This is a genomic window from Microbacterium sp. ARD31, from assembly GCF_031844425.1.
Window position 1 is genome coordinate 12,074 of sequence record NZ_JAUZVE010000071.1, and the last position, 19,725, is coordinate 31,798.

The 19,725-nt window shown below is 72.2% G+C and carries 22 protein-coding genes; 10 read left to right on the top strand and 12 right to left on the bottom strand.

Annotation, left to right across the window (positions count from 1 at the left end):
- The first annotated feature begins 70 nt into the window (after positions 1–70).
- The 3 genes from Q9S36_RS47620 (at position 71) to Q9S36_RS47630 (ending at position 2,298) form a co-directional block, all read left to right on the top strand.
- Complete coding sequence (locus Q9S36_RS47620) at positions 71–454, top strand: hypothetical protein (RefSeq protein WP_311291742.1); 384 nt, start codon at positions 71–73, stop codon at positions 452–454.
- 135 nt (positions 455–589) lie between these two features.
- Positions 590–1,402 carry a hypothetical protein gene (locus Q9S36_RS47625; protein WP_311291743.1) on the top strand — a complete coding sequence of 271 codons (813 nt, stop codon included), beginning with the start codon at positions 590–592 and terminating at the stop codon, positions 1,400–1,402.
- The gene (locus Q9S36_RS47630) at positions 1,399–2,298 is read left to right on the top strand and encodes a HemK family protein methyltransferase (protein WP_311291744.1); all 900 of its coding nucleotides are present in this window, start codon (positions 1,399–1,401) and stop codon (positions 2,296–2,298) included. The genes Q9S36_RS47625 and Q9S36_RS47630 overlap by 4 nt, the downstream gene beginning before the upstream one ends.
- Here the strand turns inward: Q9S36_RS47630 and Q9S36_RS47635 are convergent.
- Positions 2,279–3,550, bottom strand: coding sequence for an MFS transporter (locus tag Q9S36_RS47635; RefSeq protein WP_311291746.1), 1,272 nt, complete (start codon positions 3,548–3,550; stop codon positions 2,279–2,281). The genes Q9S36_RS47630 and Q9S36_RS47635 overlap by 20 nt on opposite strands.
- 70 nt (positions 3,551–3,620) lie before the next feature.
- Here Q9S36_RS47635 and Q9S36_RS47640 point away from each other — a divergent pair, with 70 nt between their 5' ends.
- Both Q9S36_RS47640 and Q9S36_RS47645 read left to right on the top strand, forming a co-directional pair.
- Positions 3,621–4,523, top strand: a complete 903-nt coding sequence (locus Q9S36_RS47640) for a LysR family transcriptional regulator (RefSeq protein ID WP_311291748.1) — start codon at positions 3,621–3,623, stop codon at positions 4,521–4,523.
- Between the two features lie 72 nt (positions 4,524–4,595).
- The gene (locus Q9S36_RS47645; protein ID WP_311291749.1) at positions 4,596–5,474 is read left to right on the top strand and encodes an HDOD domain-containing protein; all 879 of its coding nucleotides are present in this window, start codon (positions 4,596–4,598) and stop codon (positions 5,472–5,474) included.
- Between the two features lie 90 nt (positions 5,475–5,564).
- On the opposite strand, the gene Q9S36_RS47650 is transcribed toward Q9S36_RS47645, so the two are convergent.
- The 3 genes from Q9S36_RS47650 to Q9S36_RS47660 are packed head-to-tail and all read right to left on the bottom strand — an operon-like array spanning position 5,565 to position 8,405.
- On the bottom strand, positions 5,565–6,107 hold the full coding sequence (locus Q9S36_RS47650) for an SRPBCC family protein (protein ID WP_311291750.1): 543 nt from the start codon (positions 6,105–6,107) through the stop codon (positions 5,565–5,567).
- A gap of 34 nt (positions 6,108–6,141) precedes the next feature.
- A complete protein-coding gene (locus Q9S36_RS47655; protein ID WP_311291751.1) occupies positions 6,142–6,753 on the bottom strand; it encodes a DUF5701 family protein in 612 nt (203 codons plus the stop codon).
- Positions 6,750–8,405: an ABC-F family ATP-binding cassette domain-containing protein gene (locus Q9S36_RS47660; RefSeq protein WP_311291752.1), complete on the bottom strand. Its 1,656-nt coding sequence runs from the start codon at positions 8,403–8,405 to the stop codon at positions 6,750–6,752. The genes Q9S36_RS47655 and Q9S36_RS47660 overlap by 4 nt, the downstream gene beginning before the upstream one ends.
- A 187-nt stretch (positions 8,406–8,592) precedes the next feature.
- Here Q9S36_RS47660 and Q9S36_RS47665 point away from each other — a divergent pair, with 187 nt between their 5' ends.
- Positions 8,593–9,363: a TetR/AcrR family transcriptional regulator gene (locus Q9S36_RS47665; RefSeq protein WP_311291753.1), complete on the top strand. Its 771-nt coding sequence runs from the start codon at positions 8,593–8,595 to the stop codon at positions 9,361–9,363.
- A 51-nt stretch (positions 9,364–9,414) separates the two neighbouring features.
- Here the strand turns inward: Q9S36_RS47665 and dnaB are convergent, their stop codons facing one another.
- A complete protein-coding gene (gene dnaB, locus Q9S36_RS47670; RefSeq protein WP_310249829.1) occupies positions 9,415–10,818 on the bottom strand; it encodes a replicative DNA helicase in 1,404 nt (467 codons plus the stop codon).
- Positions 10,819–11,378: 560 nt separating this feature from the next.
- On the opposite strand from dnaB, the gene Q9S36_RS47675 reads away from it, so the two are divergent.
- On the top strand, positions 11,379–12,704 hold the full coding sequence (locus Q9S36_RS47675; protein ID WP_311291755.1) for an MATE family efflux transporter: 1,326 nt from the start codon (positions 11,379–11,381) through the stop codon (positions 12,702–12,704).
- 48 nt (positions 12,705–12,752) lie between these two features.
- Entirely contained in the window at positions 12,753–13,940 is a 1,188-nt protein-coding gene (locus tag Q9S36_RS47680) for a hypothetical protein (RefSeq protein WP_311291756.1), read from the top strand.
- A gap of 87 nt (positions 13,941–14,027) precedes the next feature.
- Here Q9S36_RS47680 and rplI read toward each other — a convergent pair whose 3' ends face one another.
- The 5 genes from rplI to Q9S36_RS47705 all read right to left on the bottom strand — a co-directional run bounded on the left by rplI (position 14,028) and on the right by Q9S36_RS47705 (position 16,557).
- Positions 14,028–14,474, bottom strand: a complete 447-nt coding sequence (rplI, locus tag Q9S36_RS47685; protein ID WP_311291757.1) for a 50S ribosomal protein L9 — start codon at positions 14,472–14,474, stop codon at positions 14,028–14,030.
- A 14-nt stretch (positions 14,475–14,488) separates the two neighbouring features.
- The gene (rpsR, locus tag Q9S36_RS47690) at positions 14,489–14,725 is read right to left on the bottom strand and encodes a 30S ribosomal protein S18 (protein ID WP_056603689.1); all 237 of its coding nucleotides are present in this window, start codon (positions 14,723–14,725) and stop codon (positions 14,489–14,491) included.
- Between the two features lie 99 nt (positions 14,726–14,824).
- Positions 14,825–15,415 carry a single-stranded DNA-binding protein gene (locus Q9S36_RS47695; protein WP_311291758.1) on the bottom strand — a complete coding sequence of 197 codons (591 nt, stop codon included), beginning with the start codon at positions 15,413–15,415 and terminating at the stop codon, positions 14,825–14,827.
- A 125-nt stretch (positions 15,416–15,540) separates the two neighbouring features.
- Positions 15,541–15,831 carry a 30S ribosomal protein S6 gene (gene rpsF, locus Q9S36_RS47700; protein WP_311291759.1) on the bottom strand — a complete coding sequence of 97 codons (291 nt, stop codon included), beginning with the start codon at positions 15,829–15,831 and terminating at the stop codon, positions 15,541–15,543.
- 177 nt (positions 15,832–16,008) lie between these two features.
- On the bottom strand, positions 16,009–16,557 hold the full coding sequence (locus Q9S36_RS47705) for a hypothetical protein (protein WP_311291760.1): 549 nt from the start codon (positions 16,555–16,557) through the stop codon (positions 16,009–16,011).
- A gap of 170 nt (positions 16,558–16,727) precedes the next feature.
- Here Q9S36_RS47705 and Q9S36_RS47710 point away from each other — a divergent pair, with 170 nt between their 5' ends.
- Complete coding sequence (locus Q9S36_RS47710; protein WP_311291761.1) at positions 16,728–17,696, top strand: serine/threonine-protein kinase; 969 nt, start codon at positions 16,728–16,730, stop codon at positions 17,694–17,696.
- On the top strand, positions 17,693–18,487 hold the full coding sequence (locus Q9S36_RS47715) for a deoxyribonuclease IV (RefSeq protein WP_311291762.1): 795 nt from the start codon (positions 17,693–17,695) through the stop codon (positions 18,485–18,487). Before Q9S36_RS47710 ends, Q9S36_RS47715 begins: the two co-directional genes overlap by 4 nt.
- A gap of 25 nt (positions 18,488–18,512) precedes the next feature.
- Here Q9S36_RS47715 and Q9S36_RS47720 read toward each other — a convergent pair whose 3' ends face one another.
- Together Q9S36_RS47720 and Q9S36_RS47725 are read right to left on the bottom strand one after the other, a co-directional pair.
- A complete protein-coding gene (locus Q9S36_RS47720; RefSeq protein ID WP_311291763.1) occupies positions 18,513–19,040 on the bottom strand; it encodes a hypothetical protein in 528 nt (175 codons plus the stop codon).
- Between the two features lie 135 nt (positions 19,041–19,175).
- A partial coding sequence (locus Q9S36_RS47725; RefSeq protein WP_311291764.1) for a class F sortase occupies positions 19,176–19,725 on the bottom strand: 550 nt, incomplete at its 5' end.

A 19,725-nucleotide genomic window follows, 5' to 3' on the forward strand; every position in this document is an offset into this window, starting at 1 on the left:
TTAGTTTCTGGTGCTCGCCAATGTCGGTCGATCGGCGGATACTCGGTGGCACGGGCGGAGGGAGAAGGAGATGGCGGTCGTCGACGACGTCCTGCCTCTCGGAGAGGCACTGGACCGGTCCTACGTGGTGACCGTGCGGGGCCGGCTCAAGTTCCGGGTCGGCTCCATCGTCTACGTCGCCTTCTCCCACGACGAGACCGTGATGGGCTTCGCCTTCCCCAAGGAGGAGCGACAGGCGCTGGTCGACAGCGACCCGCGCTTCCACCTTCCCGACGCGTCGGACATGCGGTTCAACTGGGTCCACGCCACGCTGGCCGAGCTCGACGCGGTCGAGGCCCGCGAGCTCGTCGTGGACGCCTGGCGCATGGTGGTCCCCCAGAAGGTCTCCCGTGCCTACGACGCCTCCCACCCCGACGGCCCGGGGCCCCGGTCACCGCGGCAACGGACGTCGTAGGCGAGGTCGCCGGCGCCGTCCCCGGAACGCGCCGTCCCCAGAATGGGTCAGGTCGACGCGTGCGGGCGTCGCGGTCGGGTGCCGCTCCTACCGTGGCCGGGTGAAGGGGGGCGCAGGGGGATGAAGGCGGCCGTCGTGAGGCGTGTGCTGCTCGGTGCTGCCCTCGTGGCTGCCGTCGGCGCCGTCGTGCTCGCCCGGTCATGGGGGCCGCGCGAGCCCGAACCCTTCCCCGACACGGCCGTGGAGTCCGTCCCGCCGCCCGAGCTCGCCGCCGCGGCGGGTGAGCGCGTCTTCCTCGGCCACATGTCGATCGGCTGGAACATGCTCGGCGGCCTCGAGCAGCTCTACGACGAGCAGGGCGTCGCCCGTCCGGCGATCGTCCAGGTCGCTCCCGGCGAGCCTCCGCCGGAGCTCCCGGCCGAGGGAGGAGCGATCGTCCACGCGGAGATCGGGACCAACGGCGACCCGCTCGGCAAGATCGCGAACTTCGACGCGACGATGCGCGCCGGCATGGCCGACGTCGTCGACGTGGCCCTGGTGAAGCTCTGCTACACCGACGTGACGGCGAAGACCGACGTCGACGCGGTGTTCGCGGCGTACCGCTCCACGATGGACGCCCTGGAGCGCGACCACCCGGACGTCCGCTTCCTGCACACCACGGTCCCGCTCACGGCAGCGCCGTCCGGGATCAAGCAGCACCTCAAGGTCGCCGTCCGCGGCGACGACAACGCGGCGCGCGAGCGCTACAACGCGCTCGTCCGCGAGGCGTACGGCGACGACGACCTGTTCGACATCGCCGCGGCGGAGGGCACCGGCGCCGACGGGGTGCGCACCGCGTCGCTGGCCACGGGCTGGGCGGACGGCGACCGCGAGCACCTCAACCAGGCGGGGTCCGCGATGCTCGCGGCCCGCTTCCTCGACGTACTGACGCAGACGGAGGACGGATGAACACCATCGAGCTGACCGAGCCGGCCCTCTTCCGGCACCACCTCGAACGCCTCGAGGCCGAGGTGGCGATCCTCCCGGACCACCCGGAGGAGACGCCGGACTCGACGCTGCGGGCGTTGTGGGCGACGGCGGCCGGCACCCCGATGTCGGTGGTCGCCGCGACCGGGCGAGACCTCGACCCCCTCACGCCCGAGGGCGAGCGGCTGCTGGCCGCCCTCGTCGAGCGGCGGGTCGCCGGCGTGCCGCTCGCGCACCTGACCGGGCGGCAGAGCTTCATGGGCGTCGAGCTGCTCGCCGGTCCGGAGGCGCTGGTGCCACGCATCGAGACCGAGATCCTCGGCCGGACCGCGCTCGACCTGGTCCGCGCGACGGACGCCTCGCTCGTGATCGACCTGTGCACCGGCGCCGGCAACCTCGCCGCCGGCGTGGCTGCCGCCGCACCGCGCGTGAGCATCCACGCCGCCGACCTGTCGACCTCCGCCGTCGGCCTGGCCCGGGCCAACATGGTCTTCATCGACGCGGCGGACCGGGTGCGGCTCCACGAGGGCGACCTGTTCGACGCGCTGCCCGAGGAACTCCACGGCTCGGCCGACGTGGTGATCTGCAACCCGCCCTACATCTCCTCGGCCAAGGTCGGCGAGATGCCGGCGGAGATCTCCGAGCACGAGCCGCGGCTCGCCTTCGACGGCGGCAGCCTCGGGCTGTCCATCGTCGGCCGGCTGGTCCAGGAGGCACCCACGTGGCTGCGCCCGGGCGGCTGGCTCTGCTTCGAGATCGGCCTCGGTCAGGGCCCTTATTGGCACAAGCGGGTGCTCCGCTTCCCGGGCTGGGCCGAGGTCGGCTCGGTGGCGGACGACGAGGGCAACGTCCGGGTGATCACCGCCCGCCGCGAGTGACCTGTCCCTGCAGGGCTGGGGTGCGTCGGAGCACGCCGACCATCGCGGCGGCGGTCATCAGGAGGGCGCTCGCGAGCGCCACGACGCCGGGCCAGCCGGCGACGGTCCAGGCGGTGCTGCCGAGGTTGCCGAAGACCGAGGACCCGACGTAGTAGGCGAACAGGTAGAACGCCGCGGCCTGTCCCGTGCTCACCCCGGCGAGGTGGGCCCGCGCGGTGACCCAGCCGCTCGCCAGGCCGTGCACGCAGAAGAACCCGACGGTCAGGACCGCCATGCCGAGCACGACCAGGGGGAGCGAACCGTCCAGCGTGAGCCACACGCCCGCCAGCGCGAGGGCGCACCCGGCCGGGATCGTCGCCCGGCGGCCGATCCGGTCCGCGACCCGTCCGGACGCCGCGGAGCTCACCGAGCCCAGCGCGTAGACGAGGAACACCAGGCTGATGGTGCCGACCGAGAGGCCGTACGGCGCCGCGCTGAGGCGGAAGCCGAGCGCGTTGAACACCGCCACCAGCGAACCGACGGCGCACGCCCCGAGCACGTAGAGGGCCAGCAGCGCACGATCGGCCAGCGCGCCACGCGCCATCGACAGCACCGCCGACGGGCCGGCCGGCCTGGCCACGAAGTTCCGCGACCGCGGCAGCAGCCGCGCCACGACGAGCGCGCTCGCGAAGGCGAAGGCGGCCGCGGCCGCCAACCCCCACCGCCACCCGGCCACGTCGGCGATCGGGGCGGTGACCAGCCGGCTCGCCATGCCACCGAGGGCGGTGCCGCCGATGTAGAGGCCGAAGGCACGCCCGTGCGCGGACGGGTGCACCTCCTCGCGCAGGTACGCCGTCGCCACCGCCGGGAGGCCGGCGAGGGTGACGCCCTGCAGCATCCGGAGCCCGACGAGCACGTCCCACGTCGGAGCGAGGGCGCACCCCAGGGCCACCACGGCTGACGTCCACAGCGACAGGTGGACCAGCCGGGTGCGCCCGACGGCCTCGGACACCGGTCCGGCGACGAGCAGGGTGACGGCGAGCGTGGCCGTCGTCAGCGACAGGGCGAGCGTGCTGTGGGTCGGCGAGACGCCGAAGACGTGGACCAGCTCGGGCAGCAGCGCCTGGACGTCGTACAGCAGCACGAAGGTGGCCATGCCGGCCGCGAACATCGCCGTCATCACCCGGCGGTAGCCCGTCGTCCCGGGCAGGTACGCCGACGCCACCGGGCCGGGAGGCGTGGCGGTGGTATGGCGGGGGGCGGAGGTGCTCACCCCTCGATGGTCGGCGGTCCGGTTGCATACGTCCAATGCCTGCTCTGCTCTTTTCCGATGCGTTCGACGTATGATCGGCATCGTGCAGGTGCGCGACTTCGAGTGGCTGCTGGCGCTGGCCGAGCACGGCCACGTCACGGATGCCGCTGCCGCGCTGGGGACGAGCCAGCCGACGCTCTCCCGCGCGCTGGCCCGCATCGAGGCCGAGCTCGGCGTCCGCGTGTTCGAGCGGGTGCCGACGGGCGTCGTGACCACGGCCGACGGGGAGCTGGTGCTGGAGTCCGCACGCGAGCTGGTCGCCGACCACGACCGGCTGCGCGCCCGCCTCGCCAACCGGCTCGACCCGGACACCGGCGTCGTACGCCTGGCTTTCCTCGACTCCATGGCCACCACCCTCCTGCCGCAGCTGCTGCGCGGCTTCCACGAGGCTGCGCCGGGCATCAAGGTCGTGCTCAGCCAGGAGCCGGCCCACGACATCCGTCGCGACCTCGACCGGGGTGCCGCCGAGCTCGGGCTGACGATGACCGGTCCCGAGGACGGCTACGCGCGGCTGTCCGTGCAGGTGGAGCGCCTGGTGGTCGTCGTCCCGCCCACGCACCGGCTGGCGCGCCGCAAGCGGGTCGACCTCGCCGAGCTGTCGGACGAGGAGATGGTGATGATCCCCCCGGGCTTCGGCCACCGGGCGCTCGTGGACGAGCTGTTCGCGGAGGCGGGTGTGACCCCACGGGTGTCCTTCGAGAGCGCGGACCTCGCCACCATCGAGGGCCTCGTCGCCGCCGGGCTCGGTCTCGGCATCGTGCCGGAGGTCTTCGCCGGCGTCTCCGGCACCGTCGGGGTGGGGCTCACCACACCCGGGGCCCGGCGCACGATCTCGCTCGTCTGGCGCACCGACCGCCCGCTCGCACCGCCGGCACAGCGCTTCCTCGACCACGTCCGGGACCAGGTCTCGGGCCCGGGTGACCCCCTGGGCTGACGCGACCTCCGGCGTCTGAGAGAGGTCACGCGTTTCCCTCAGGTCTCGCCCGCGCCTGCCGATCACGACGGGGTGACCACCACCACGCCGCTCGTCGACCGCGCAGACCTGCTCGCCTCCGCGGAGTCCGTCGAACCCCTTCCCCACACCGTCGCCCGGCTGGCCACGCTGGTCGCGGACCCGGACGCCGACATCCGCGAGATCACCGAGACGGTGTCCCTCGACGTGTCGCTGACCGCAGACCTGCTGCGCCGGGCCAACTCGGCCGCCCTCGGCCACCGCGGCACGATCACCTCGGTGCGCGACGCCGTGGTGCGGCTCGGTCCCAGCACGCTGCTGTCGCTGACCCTGGCCTCGCGCGTCGGTGGCCGGATGATGCAGGCGCTGCCGGCGTACGGCCTGCGCCCGGGCGCCCTCTGGCAACGGTCGGTGGCCGCCTCGATCGCGGCCGAGCTGATCCGCTCGCGCGCCCGTGTCCCGGTCCCGCCGGAGGTGGGGACCGCCGCGCTGCTGCACGACTTCGGCATGGTGGTGCTCGCCCAGCACTTCGGCAAGCAGATCCTGGACTCGCTGGCCCTGGCCGCGGCGACCGACGGCACGGACATCGTCGAGACCGAGCGGGTCGTCTTCGGGCTCACGCACGCCGACATCGGCGGCACGGTGGCCGAGGCGTGGGGACTCCCGCTGACCATCGTCGACGGGATCCGCGACCACCACGAGACGCACGGTGACCTGTCCACCGTGAGTGCGGCGGTCGGGGTCGCGTGCGCGATGTCGTACGAGGTCATCACCCGGGACGCGGACCCGTCGGAGCTGGAGACCCAGGTGGCCCGTCGCCGCGAGGTGACGCCGCTGCTCGGCATCCTGCGGCTCGACCACGACGACTACCACTCCATCGTGGCGACCGCCCGCGAGCGCTTCGACGAGGTGGCCGACCGCTACGGCGCCTGAGCCCCAACGCGACTGACAGGTTGCGCCGAGGCAGTCGGGCGACGTGTCGAGATGCAGGAGACCGAGGGATCTCCCGCGGGCTCGAGTCCCCTACTGATGCTTCCTGTGACCGTCGCTGTCGGCGCGCACAGGGGCGGTCGCCGGCGAGGGGTAGCCACGCCGCACGGCCCGCTCGAGGAGTCCCAAGGATGCCCTCAACGCCTTCTCGTCGATCACTGGGAAGATGGGCTTCCAGTCCTCCGCCGCGCCGGACCAGTCGCAGTAGGAGGTGACGGTGGTGCCGTCGGGGTGGGGAGCCAGCTCGTAGCCGTACACGTGCCCGATGGGGGGTTTGACGGTTCCCTCGATCGTCCACTCGATGTGCTCGGGCGCCCGGATGCGGGTGATGACCACGCGTACGTCGTAGGTGCCCAGCGGCACATCGCCGAGGGCCTCGCGGTCCATGTGGACGACGAACGCGTCGCCCACCCGCACGACGGGAGCGCCGGACGCTCCTTGCAGCATGCCGCTGGAGTCGATGGCGACGTGGCCGTCGGGGTCGGTGAGGACGTCGAAGATCGCGTGTGATGAGGCGGGCAGGGTTCGGTGCGCTGAGATCCGCTCGGCCATGATGGTCTCCTTCCCTGTCGTCATGGCTTGTCTTCGTGGCTTGTCTGCGTGGCTTTCTTCATAGCCTGTCGGCGACCGAGGCGAACCCCAGCCAGGTGTGCCGGTTCCGCCACCAGCACCAGCCGACCTTCGGAGCGTTCTTGCGTGCCGGTCCGTCGTGCCCGGTGCCGCCGCTGATCCACAGGGCCGGCGTGCGGGCGTCGTAGCCCTTCGGCTTCGGCTTCCGCGATCCGATGCACATGAAGCACCGGTTCGGCTCGAGGACCTCTGGCTGCTGGAGCAGCCAGCTGATGCCCTCGTTGATCGTCAGCGGCGTGCGCCCTCGCTGAGCGATCACGGGGACCGCCTCCTCGGGACTCCAGTTCAGCATGTCGTCGCCTCGGTCGATCCCGGTCATCACGTACAGCGGCCGGTCCGGGATCACCAGGTCCGGAGTGGAGCGGAACTCGTCGAGGTCGGTCATGTCGTGGACGACGAAGCCCTGCTTGCCCTGTCTGCTGAGCAGTGGTGCGAGCGCGCTGGGGGGCGCCAGCGCCGGGTGCACGGCCAGCACGCCGTCGGGCTGGTCGTCCACCTCGGCCACCCACCCGGCAAGGTCGGCGGGCGTGACGCCGGCGATGGCGGGCAGATCGAGGTCGATCAGGCGCTGGAGCTGATCTGTCAGGGTCATCGGTCTCCTTGACGTCGGATGGGGCCAGGTGCCGCAGGGTGGTGGGTCGAGGTCGTGGCGAACCGGTCCGGTGCCAGCTCGACGTAGCGGGTGAGGTGGAGTCGTCGCAGGAATGCCTGGTCGTGACTTGCGACGAGGAGCGCGCCACGGTAGTTCTCCAGCGCGCTGACGAGCTGGTCGATGCTGGCGAGGTCGAGGTTGTTGCTCGGTTCGTCGAGCATCAGCAGCTGCGGTGCCGGCTCGGCCAGCAGCAGGGCGGCCATCGCGGCGCGGAACCGCTCGCCTCCCGAGAGGGTCGAGGCCTGCTGGTCTGCGGCGCGTCCCCGGAAGTGGAACCGGGCCAGCCGCGCGCGGCGACGGTTCTCGTCCGAGGCCGGAGCGAAGCGTGCGACGTTCTCAACGACCGACAGGTCGTTGTCGACGATGTCGATCCGTTGCGGCAGCAGCCGGGCCGGCACGCGCAGATCGCACACGCCGGCGGTCGGCGCCAGCTGGCCCGCGATGGTGTGCAGCAAGGTGCTCTTGCCGGAGCCGTTGGGGCCGACCACGGCCATCCGCTCCGGGCCGCGCACCTCCAGACTGCCCCGCACGCCGTTGCGCAGCTCGACGTCCTCCAGTCGCAGCACCACGCGACCTTCTGGCAGCTCGGTGCCGGGCAGGTCGATCCGGATCGGGGCATCGTCGCGGACTCCGTCCTCGGCTCCGGTGAGTCGCTCCCTCGCGGAGGCCAGCCGCTCCTCGTGCATGATGCGGTGCTTGCCCGCAGACACCTCTGCCTCGCGCTTGCGGGCGCCCATGACGATCTTCGGCTCACGCTTGGTGTCCCACATCTTCTGGCCATACCGCCTGCGGCGGTCGAGCTTGATGTGGGCTGCCGCGAGCTCGCGCCGCTGACGTCGGACGTCGGCCTCGGCGACGCGGACGGCCCGTTCTGCCGCTTGCTGCTCCAGCGCCACCGCCTCCCGATAGGCCGAGAGGTTGCCGCCGTACCAGTTGATCTCGCCGTCGCGCAGGTCGCCGACCTGGTCGACGTGCTCGAGCAGCTGCTCATCATGGCTGACCACGACGAGTGCGCCGCGGAAGGACCGCACCGCTTCGACGAGCCTGGCTCGCCCGGACCGGTCGAGGTTGTTCGTCGGCTCGTCGAGCAGCAGGACGTCTGGCTCGTGCAGCAGCTCTGCGGCCAGTCCGAGCAGGACGGCCTCGCCACCCGAGATCTCGCCGATCCGCCGGTCCAGCCCCAGGTCGAGACCCAGGCGTTGGAGAAGCGCGGGGGCTCGTTCCTCGATGTCCCACGCGTCGCCGATCGTCTCGAGGACCGGCTCGGAGACGTCGCCGGCCTCGACGGCAGCCAGGGCCCGACGTACGCCGGCGATGCCCAGGAGCTCGTCGACCCGGGCGTCGACGCGCAGGGGCAGGTCCTGGGACAGGTAGCCGAGGGACCCGGCACGCCGGATCGAGCCCCGGTTTGGGCGCAGTCGGCCGCTCACGAGTCGGAGCAGGGTCGACTTCCCCGAGCCGTTGCGTCCGACGATGCCGACACGACCGGCGTTGACGGCGAAGGACAGACCCGCGAAGACGGACGTCCCGTCTGGCCAGGCGAAGTGGAGATCGGAGACGGAGATGGAGACGGTGGACGCTCTGGTTGACATGGCTGCTCCTGAGACGCGGGAGGACGGGCACGAGGGCGATCGGGGCGACGTCTCAGAGGAGCAAGGGCGTTCTCCGTTCGGGCGATCGAGGGGTGATGTGGCAAGCCCCGTCTTCTGAGGGGGCGTCCTGCAACCTCGTACAGCGTACACTGTACACCGTAGACCGGACAAGTGCAAGACTGTGGCCATGACCTCCGAAGCCACCGGGACCGGGCAGCCCAGCCGCACCTTGGCGCTGTTGTGGGGCGAGCCGGCGGCGACGGGGCGGCGCAAGGGCCCGGCCCGGTCGGTCGACGTCAGCCAGGTGGTCGAGGCTGCCCTGCTGCTGGCCGACGAGCAGGGCCTGGCGGCCGTGACGATGCGGGCTGTGGCCGAGCGCGTGGGGGTCTCGGCGATGTCGGTGTACACCTACGTGCCGGGCAAGCCCGAGCTGCTCGACCTCATGGTCGACGCCACGTACCACCGCATGCCCCGCCCCACCTGGGGCGGCCGGTCATGGCGGGACCGGCTGACCCTCGTCGCTGAGTCCAACCGCGAGCTGCTGACCACCCATCCCTGGCTGACCGAGGTGGCCGCGCTGAGCCGCCCCCCGCTGGGGCCGGGCGTGATGGCGAAGTACGAGCACGAGCTCGCGGCCTTCGACGACACCGGTCTCTCCGACCCCGACGCCGACGCGGCGCTGACCTATCTCCTCGGCTTCGTGCAGACGCACTGCCGCTCCGCCCATGACGCCGCCCGCATCACCACCGACACGGCGATGAGCGATGCGGAGTGGTGGGCGGCCAACCAGCCACTGCTCGCCCGGGTCCTCTCCCCCGACGCCTATCCCCGCGCCCTACGCATCGGCGCCGCCGCCGGCGAAGCGGGTGGAAGCGCATGGAACGCCGACCGTGCCTGGCGGTTCGGACTCGCCCGCACCCTGGACGGCTTGGCCGCGCTCATCCGCGACGGCGGGTGAGGCCGGGCGCACTGCTCGAGCGCGCTCCAGGCGACGCCGTCCGACGAAGGGTCAGCCCTGGGCCATGTCCACGAAGCGGGAGTAGTGGCCCTGGAAGGCGACGGTGAGGTCGCGGGTGGGGCCGTTGCGGTGCTTGGCCACGATCAGGTCGGCCTCGCCGGGGCGGGTCGACTCCTTCTCGTAGACGTCGTCGCGGTGGAGCAGGATCACCATGTCGGCGTCCTGCTCGAGGGAGCCGGACTCACGCAGGTCGCTCATCATCGGGCGCTTGTCGCCGCGCTGCTCGGGACCACGGTTGAGCTGGGAGAGCGCGATGATCGGACACTCGAGCTCCTTGGCGAGGAGCTTGATGTTGCGGGAGAACTCCGAGACCTCGAGCTGGCGCGACTCGACCTTCTTGCCCGAGCTCATCAGCTGCATGTAGTCGATGACGATGAGCTTGAGGTCGTGACGCTGCTTGAGCCGGCGGGCCTTGGCCCGGATCTCCATCATCGTCATGTTGGGGCTGTCGTCGATGAACATCGGCGCGCCGGAGACCTGGCCCATCTTGCGGGCGAGCTTCTCCCAGTCGTCGTCGCGCATCGTGCCGTTGCGGATGTGGTTGAGCGGCACCTTCGCCTCGGCCGAGAGCAGGCGCATCATGATCTCCGAGCGCGTCATCTCCAGGCTGAAGAAGACGCTCGTGAGGTTGTTGTGGATCGACGCGGCGCGGCAGAAGTCGAGGGCCAGGGTCGACTTGCCCATGGCCGGACGGGCCGCGACGATGATCATCTGGCCGGAGTGGAGACCGTTGGTCAGGTCGTCGAGGTCGGCGAAGCCGGTGGGCACGCCGTAGAGCCCCGCCTCGCGGTTGCCGATCGCCTCGATCTCGTCGAGGACGCCGCTCATGATGTCGCTCAGCGGCGCGTAGTCGACGCTCGCCCGGCGGTCGGTGACCTTGTAGACCTCGGCCTGGGCGTTGTCGACGACGTCGTCGATGTCGCCCTCGCCGGCATAGCCGAGGGACGCGATGCGGGTGCCGGCCTCGACCAGGCGGCGCAGGATGGCCTTGTCGCGCACGATCTCGGCGTAGTAGCCGGCGTTCGCCGCGATCGGGACGTTGGCCGAGAGCGTGTGGAGGTAGGGCGCGCCACCGATGCGCTGGAGCTCGCCGCGCTTCTGCAGCTCGGCCGCCACCGTGATCGGGTCGGCCGGCTCGCCGCGGCCGTAGAGGTCGATGATCGCGTCGTGGATGACCTCGTGGGCGGGGCGGTAGTAGTCGACACCCTTGATGACGTCGACGACGTCGGCGATGGCGTCCTTGGAGAGCAGCATCGAGCCGAGCACGCTCTGCTCGGCGGCGTTGTCCTGCGGAGGGGTGCGGTCACCCGCCGAGCGCGGCGACTCGCCGGGCTCGTAGGCCGCCGGACCGTCGCCCCAGGCCTCGTCGGTGTCCCCCTCGAAGGCGATGCTCACCGATGCTCCTCTCACTGACCATCTCACCGGCCACTGCCCACGACGGTAGGTCCGACCACCGACAACCCACCGACCGCCGCCGCGCTCCCGCGCGCCCACGAGCCCGTGGCCACGACGGTCGTCCGCCTCGGTCCCGATCCGCTTCCGCGCGAGACCGTACGTGCTCGGAGGCCTCGATGGGAAGCCGACGGCACAGAGTTATCCACAGGTTCTGTGGACAACGTGGGGACGCGCGTGGACGACACGCGGCAAGCGGTGCACACGCCGTGGACACAGGTGTGGATATCTGCGTACCCCATCTGGGATAACCGCCTCTGACCTGCGAAAACGCGTTGCACACACTGTGGAGGAAAATCCCCATCGCAGTCCCGGCGTTCACCTGTCCGTCATCCGGGAGACGCCTGTTGCTTTGTCGACACGGGCAGGAGACGGTCGTCACGGCGCCATCATCCACACGGATCTACACAGGTAGTCCGATCGTGCTATGTACACCGCCGGCGGCCGGTCGATATGTGAACGCGAGGGAGCGTTCGCGACCACGACTTCCTAGGGTTGGGCCCGTGAACGCCACCGACCGGGAGATCCTTCGCCTGGCCGTGCCGGCCTTCCTCGCCCTCGTCGCCGAGCCGCTCTTCCTGCTCTCCGACGCCGCCATCGTCGGGCACCTCGGCACGCCCGAGCTGGCCGGGCTCGGCGTCGCCGCCGTGATCCTCCAGACCGTGGTCGGCCTGTGCGTCTTCCTGGCCTACGGCACCACCGCGAGCGTCGCGCGCCACCTCGGGGCGGGGGACCTCCGAGCCGCGCTGGCCCAGGGCGTCGACGGGGTCTGGCTCGCGATCCTGATCGGCGCCCTCGCCACCGTCCTCGGGGTCCTGCTGACGCCGGCGCTCGTCGGCGCCTTCGGCACCGGTCCCGAGGTCGCCGAGCACGCCGAGACCTACCTCGCCATCGCCTTCCTCGGGACGACGCCGCTGCTCGTCATGCTCGCCGCCACCGGGGTCCTGCGGGGGTTGCAGGACACCCGCACGCCGCTGCACGTCGCGGTCGTCGGCAACGGCCTCAACATCCTGCTCAACGTCGTCCTCGTCTATGGCCTCGACCTCGGCATCGCGGGCGCCGCGATCGGCTCGGTGCTCGCCCAGCTGCTGTCCGCCGCCTGGCTGGTCGCGGTCGTGGTCCGCGCGGCCCGCGCGCACGACGCGCCCCTCTCGCCCGACCGGCGCGGCATCGGTGCGGCCGCCCACGCCGCCGTGGCGCTCGTGATCCGCACCCTGGCGCTGCGCGCCTGCCTGCTCGTGGGGACGTACGCCGTCACCCGCGTCGGCGGCTCCGCCACCGACGTCAACGTCGCCACCCACCAGGTCGCCATCACCCTCTGGAGCTTCCTGGCCTTCGCCCTCGACGCGATCGCCATCGCCGCGCAGGCGCTGACCGGACGCTCGCTCGGACAGGGGGACGTCGACACCACCCGCCAGCTCACCCGCCGGATGATCCGGTGGGGATGGGGCAGCGGCATCGTGGCCGGCGCCGGGTTGGCGATCTCCGCCCCCTTCGTCGGCGCCCTGTTCACCACGGACCCCGCGGTGCGCGACCTGCTGGTCCCGGTGCTGCTCGTCGCCGCGGTGGGACAGCCGCTCGCCGGCGTGGTGTTCGTGCTCGACGGAGTGCTCATCGGCGCCGGGGACGGCGCCTACCTCGCCTGGGCCGGTCTCGCGGTGCTGGCGGCGTACGCACCGGCGGCCCTGCTCGCGGCCACCCTGCCCCACGGCCTGGTGTGGGTCTGGGTGGCGATGACCGTGGTCTTCATGGGTGCTCGCGGCGTGCTGCTGTCGTGGCGCGCGCGGGGAGACCGCTGGCTCGTAACCGGAGCGGCCCCCGTGCGTTGAGCCTCCCGGAGGGGGCGCGCACGGGTGCGCGCACCGAGGGAGGGAACCATGAACCGCACGAGCACCACCATCCGCGTACGCCGCTCGGCGAGCGCGGCGGCCCTGCTGCTGGCCGCGTCGACGCTCCTCGCGACCGGCGCCGCACCCGCGGGCGCCACCCCGGGCTGCACCGACGAGACGCAGCCGACGGACCCGGTCCTCGGCCTGCCCGTCGGTGACGGCTGTGACGACGACACCCCACCCGAGACCCGGGTGACCGCCTCGGCCGCGCCCAACGCGGCCGGCTTCGTCGCCACCGCGACGCAGTCCTTCGCCTTCACCTCGACCGTCAGCGACGGCGACGCCGGCCCGTTCGGCTTCGAGTGCCGGCTCACCGGCGGACCCCAGGCGCACGACTGGCGGGCCTGCACCAGCCCCGTCACCGTCGCCGGCCTGCCCGACGCCTCCGCCGGTGCCTACGTGTTCGAGGTGCGTGCCGTCGACCTCGGCGACCGCGACCGCACGCCCGACAACCTCCTCGTGCCGCCCACCGTCGCCGACTCCCCCGACGAGGACCCGACCCCGGCGTCCGTCGCCTGGGGCCAGGACACCAAGGCCCCGTTCGTCTTCGTCACCCGCAGCGGGTACGACGAGGACACCCCGACCCAGCCCGTGATGACGTCGAGCACGGTGCCGCTGCGGCTCAACAGCAGCGAGCCCGGCTCGAGCTTCGAGTGCACGGACAACGGCAGGACCACGCCGTGCACCGGCCCGCGGTGGGAGGTCGCCGACCCGAAGGCGGGCCGGCACGTGGTCACTGCGCGCGCCGTCGACCGGGCCGGCAACGCGAGTGCTTGGTCCACGCCGGTCGAGTTCTTCGTGCCGCTCGACCTCACCCGCAGGCTCGCGCGCACCGACGGCTGGAGCAGGGTCCGCAAGTCCGGCTACTTCCGCGGTGACGCGCTGCGCGCCGAGCGGCGCGGAGCGCGCATCGTGCTTCCGCGCGTCGAGGTCGGCGAGCTGCGGCTGGTCGCGCCGACCGGTCCGCGCCTGGGCAAGGTGCGGGTCCGCGTCGGCCGTCGGGCCTGGCACGTCGTGGACCTCCGCGGACGGCGTACGACGCTGGCGCAGCACACCGTGCTCGACCGCTACTCCGGGGTCCGCACCGGCAGGATCACCCTCGAGTCCCTGAGCAACCGGCCGGTCGTCGTCGACGCCGTCGTGGCGCGACCGAACCGGTTCCCGCCGGCCGACTGACCTGCCGGCCCCACCGGGCGCCAAAATGCACGACGGCCCGCCGCCTCCGAGGAGGCAGCGGGCCGTCGTGCGTGCGTCAGGTCGCGATCAGGCGGGGACGACGTTGAGGGCCACCGTGGCGGACACCTCGTCGTGCAGCTTGACCGACACCTCGTGGGCACCGAGCGTCTTGATCGGGTTGGTGACCACGATCGTGCGACGGTCGACCTTCTCGCCCGAGACGTCGGCGACCGCGTCGGCGATCTCCGAGGTGGTGACGGCGCCGAACAGGCGGCCGCCCTCACCGGCACGGACCTTCACGTTGACCGGGTTGGCCTCGAGCTTGGTCTTGATCTCCTTGGCGTGGTCCTCGTCGCGGGCGGCACGGGCCGCACGGGCGGACTTGATCGACTCGATGGTCTTCTCGCCGCCGCGCGTCCACTTGATGCCGAGGCCACGGGGGACGAGGTAGTTGCGGCCGTAGCCGTCCTTGACCTCGACCACGTCACCGGGGGCGCCGAGGCCGTCGACTTCCTGGGTCAGGATGAGCTTCATGTCCCGTGCTCCTCTCAGCGACCGGTGGACGTGTAGGGCAGCAGCGCGAGCTCGCGCGCGTTCTTCACGGCGATGGCCACGTCACGCTGGTGCTGGACGCAGTTGCCGGTCACGCGACGGGCGCGGATCTTGCCGCGGTCGGAGATGAACTTGCGGAGCAGCGTGGTGTCCTTGTAGTCGACACCGGTCGCCTTCTCCTTGCAGAACTGGCAAACCTTCTTCTTGGGCTTGCGCAGAATTGCCTTGGCCATTGTGGTGCTCCCTTTCAGTGAGCCCGGCCCTGAAGGCAATCAGGGACGGAATGGTGATGGATGTTTCAGGTGATCCGGATCAGTGGATCGCGACGTCCCTCAGAACGGGGGCTCGTCGTTGCCGCCGCTGACCCCGGGCGTGGCCCACGGGTCGTTGGCGGGCGCCGACTGGCCGCCACCCTGGGACTGGCCGCCCCAGCCGCCGCCACCCTGGCCACCCTGGGAGGGTGCCGGGCTGGCCCACGGGTCGTCGGCCGGAGCCGACTGCTGCTGGCCGCCACCGGAGTAGCCGCCGCCACCGGAGTAGCCGCCACCGCCGCCCTGACGCGTCGTCTTGGTGACCTTCGCCGAGGCGTTGCGCAGCGACGGGCCGACCTCCTCGACGTCGATCTCGAAGACGGTGCGCTTCTCACCCTCGCGGGTCTCGTACTGGCGGGACTTCAGGCGACCCTGGACGATCACGCGCATGCCCCGCTGGAGGGACTCGGCGACGTTCTCCGCGGCCTGGCGCCACACAGCGCACGAGAGGAACAGCGTGTCGCCGTCCTTCCACTCGTTGCTCTGGCGGTCGAAGGTCCGCGGCGTCGACGCGATCCGGAAGTTGGCCACCGGCGCCCCCGAGGGGGTGAACCGGAGCTCCGGGTCGTCGACGAGGTTGCCGATGACGGTGATCGTGGTCTCGCCTGCCATGTCAGGTCTCCTCAGAATGTCCTGCTGCTGTGCAGTTGATCCGGGTGGGTGCTCCCGGTGATGCGCCCATCAAACAGGCACTCACCGACAGCCGGAAGGTCTTTCCACAGATGCCGCGAGGGCGATCAGTGGGCGTCGGGACGCAGGACCTTCGTGCGCAGGATCGACTCGTTCAGCGTGAGCTGGCGGTCGAACTCCTTGACCGTCGCGGGCTCGGCCGTCAGCTGGATGACGGCGTAGATGCCCTCGGCGTTCTTCTTGATCTCGTACGCCATCCGGCGCCGACCCCACACGTCGACGGACTCGACCGAGCCGCCGTCCTTGCGGATCACGTTGAGGTACTTGTCGAGCGACGGCTCGATGGTGCGCTCGTCGAGACTCGGGTCGAGGATGACCATCACTTCATAGGCACGCATAGCGGTCTCCACCTCCTCTGGGCTAGAGCGGCCACGGGCTCTCCGTGGCAGGAGGACTGTGCGTTCGTGGCTGGCGACATCGGTCGCACGGCACGGTCGCCCGAAGGCAACCGGGGAAGACTACCAGCGGCGTACGCGCCTCCCGGAATCGTCGTACGCCGCTGGGGACGGCGAGCCTCAGTCGGCCGAGCGGCGCACCGCGGCCAGCGCGAGCCCGGCGACCGAGGCGAGCAGCGCGAGCCAGTAGCCGAAGCCGTGGCCCTGGTCGATGGCGTCGCAGAACTCGCCGCCGATGAGCGTGTCCTCGCAGCTGCCGCCCGGCGTGACCACGAGCGCGATCAGCGTGGAGACGACCGCGGCCGCGAAGAGGCCCAGCACCGTCGTTCGGGCCGGGACCGGGAGGGCCACGCCGAGCAGCCTCGCGACGAGCACGGCGGCCCCGGCGAGCGCGAGCACGGCGCCGAACCAGCCGAAGAACCCGTGCCAGGCGTTGGCCGAGGCGCTGTTGGACGAGCCCAGGATGTCGACGGACACCGTGTAGTAGGGCATGAAGGACCCGAGGAACGCCAGCACCCCGGCACCGATGATGCCGAGGTCGAGGCGGTCGGCGGACTTCAGCGTCTCGACGGCCGCCTCGGCCGAGGGCGACCCGCTGGTCGGTCCCGAGGGGGTTCCGGTCGGCGTGGGCTCGGGCGTGGGCTCGGCGCCGGGCGTGGAATCGGACATGGGTTCTCCCCCGTTTCGGTGGCCCGGGTCCGGGCCGATCAGCGGCGAGGATCCCGTACGGCGGTGGGCACGGCAACACGGCCGGCACCACCGGTCCAGACCGGGTCCGCGTCCGCCTGTGGAGGACGCCCGCGTGGCCGGAGGATGCGGGCTAGCGTCGGGTGGTGCCCGTGACCGCACCCTCCGGACCCGCCGTGGTGGTGGGGCGCTACGTCCTGCTCGACCAGGTGGGCTCGGGCGGCATGGGGTCGGTGTGGCGGGCGTGGGACGAGCGGACGCACTGCCACGTCGCGGTGAAGGTGCTCGGCCGGCACGGCTCGGCGCTGCTGGCCCGCTTCGTGCGCGAGCAGGCGATCCGGGTCCGGCACCCGCACGTGGTCGCGCCCCACGGTTGGGCGGCCGAGGACGACCTCGTCGTGCTGGCCATGGAGCTGGTGCCCGGCGGCTCGGTGGCCGACCTCCTCCGCGAGCACGGCCCGCTCGACCCGGGCACGGCGGCACTGCTCCTCGAGCAGCTGCTCCTGGGCCTCGCGGCCGTCCACTCCGCCGGGCTGGTGCACCGCGACGTCAAGCCGGCCAACCTGCTGCTCGAGGCGACCGGTGACGCGCCGCCGCACCTCCGCCTGGGTGACTTCGGGGTGGCGGCCCCCGTCGCGGACCGGCGTTTCACCACCGTGCCCGGCGCCATCGGCACGGACGGCTACATGGCTCCCGAGCAGGCGCGAGGTGCGCTGCCCGAGCCAAGCCAGGACCTGTACGCCGTCGGCCGCGTCGCGCTCGAGATGGTCACCGGTCTGCCCCCTTCCCGCCAGGGGGAGATCCCCTCGCACCCCCTCCGACCGTTGGTGGAGCGGCTCCTGGTCGCCGACCCCGAGCAGCGCCTGGCCACCGCCGAGGCCGCGCTCCGCCTGCTCCGACGCCTTCCCGTCCCGCCACCGGCGTGCCCGCCCGTGCCCGACCGGCTCGGCCCGGCGCCGCGGCGGCGTACGAACCGGTGGGCGACTGGCTGGACGTCTGGCTGGACGTCTGGCCCGGCGACCACCCGGGACGACGTCGACTGGGCGGGGTGGGCGGCCGTCCTGGCCCTGGCGGGCGTGGTCGCCGGCTGTCTGTGGGTGCTCCTAGGCTGGCTGGCATGACGACGAAGATCGGTGCCCACGTCGACCAGAGCGACCCGGTCGCGGAGGCCGTGGCCCGCGAGACCACGCTCGTGCAGTTCTTCCTCGGTGACCCGCAGGGCTACAAGGGCCCGGAGGTCCGCTTCGAGGGCGGTGCGGCCGCCCTGCGCGCGGCGGCGGAGCAGGCCGGCGTCGACCTCTACGTCCACGCGCCCTACGTCGTCAACGTCGCCACCACCAACAACCGCATCCGGATCCCGAGCCGCAAGCTCCTGCAGCAGCACATGGACGCGGCCGCCGAGATCGGCGCCAAGGGCCTGATCGTCCACGGCGGCCACGTCAACAAGAGCGACGATCCGGCGGTGGGCTTCGACAACTGGCGCAAGGCGATCGAGGCGACCGACCTCAAGATCCCGCTGCTCATCGAGAACACCGCCGGCGGCGACAACGCCATGGCCCGCCACCTCGACCGCATCGCCGGCGTCTGGGACGCCATCTCCTCCGCCGAGGGCTCCGACGACGTGGGGTTCTGCCTCGACACGTGCCACGCGTGGGCAGGCGGCATCGAGCTCGGCGACGCGGTCGAGAAGGTCCGCGCCATCACCGGTCGCATCGACCTCGTCCACGCCAACGACTCGCGCGACGGCTTCGACTCCGGCGCCGACCGGCACGCCAACTTCGGTCAGGGGCACCTGCCGGCCGACGAGTTCGCCGGGGTGGTGCGCGAGGCGGGGGCGCCGGTGATCTGCGAGACGCCTGGCGGTGCCGCGGAGCACCTGGCCGACTTCGCCTGGCTGCGCGAGCACCTCTGACGAGGCCGGGGCGCGCGGCGACGCGTCAGGTCTGCGACGGCGGGGGCACGTCGCAGCCCTCCACCCAGAAGACCTTGCTCTTCGTGTCGTTGCCGCGCGAGCCCGGCGTGCTGACGGTCAGTCGCACGTGGAAGCCCTGCTGCGGGTGCGGGTCGCCAGTGAAGGACAGCGTGTAGGTCTCGCGCGCGTCCAGTCCGGTGGACGTGCCGGCGCCGGTGGCGCCGTCCTCCCCGACGAGCACCTGCGAGGTGCCGTCGACGACCATCCCGACATCCGTCGTCGGTGCCTGCTCGTCGAACGTCACGGTCGAGACGACGTCCGCCCCTGCGTCGAAGCCGTACCACTCGACCACGAACGAGCACCCGACGTGCGGGTCGTTGTCCGGCGTGCGGTCGTCGGCCTCGAGCTGGGCGATCTTCACGGTGCCCTTGTTGCCTCCGGGCGTGGCCATCGCGGGGGTCGCGCCGAGGGCGGCGACCGTGCCGAGGCACACGAGGGCGGCTGCAGCGAGGCGCGGGGCGCCGAGGACGCGACGGGACTGGTCGGGGTGCATGGGTCTCCTCGAGAAGGGGGGCGACGCGTGGGTCGGTCCGTTCCGGCCGTCCGTGGCCGGGTGGCGCCACGCTATGACGCCCGGAGCGGCCGCGCTGCCGATTCGGCAAGTCCGCCCCGGGTCCGCCGGCGCCGGTCAGTCCAGCGGGACTGCCGTGACGACGACATTGCTCCGGTAGGCCTGGCCGTCCCAGTCCTCGCACGTCACCAGCACCAGCCGCGCACGACCCGACTGGTCGAAGAGCGCGGAGCTGCGACGGGCGAGCTGCGCCCGCGTGAGCACCCGCACCGACCGCACCTCGTAGTCCAGGGTGCGTCCAGCGGTCCGCAGCGAGACCTCGTCGCCCACGCCGAGGTCTTCGAGCTCGTCGAACGCTCCACCACCGGTGTGCACGGTGTGACCGGTCAGCACGGCGGTGCCGTGGAGGGAGCCCGGGCGGGCGCCCCACCATCCCACCCGCGTCGGGTCCGCCGGCGGCGTGAGCGAGCCGTCCTGCAGCCCAATCGGATCGAGCGCCGCGCCTACCCCGAGCGCAGGTACGACGACGGCGACCGGCCGCGCCGGGCCGCGACCCGCTCCCCGAGCTGGGGCGGTCCGGGGCGACCGCGTGTCGTGGCCCGCCGGCACGGCGGCCGCCGGCGCCGTCCCGGACCTTGCTGCGGGCCGCGGCCCGGCGGCGTGCGGC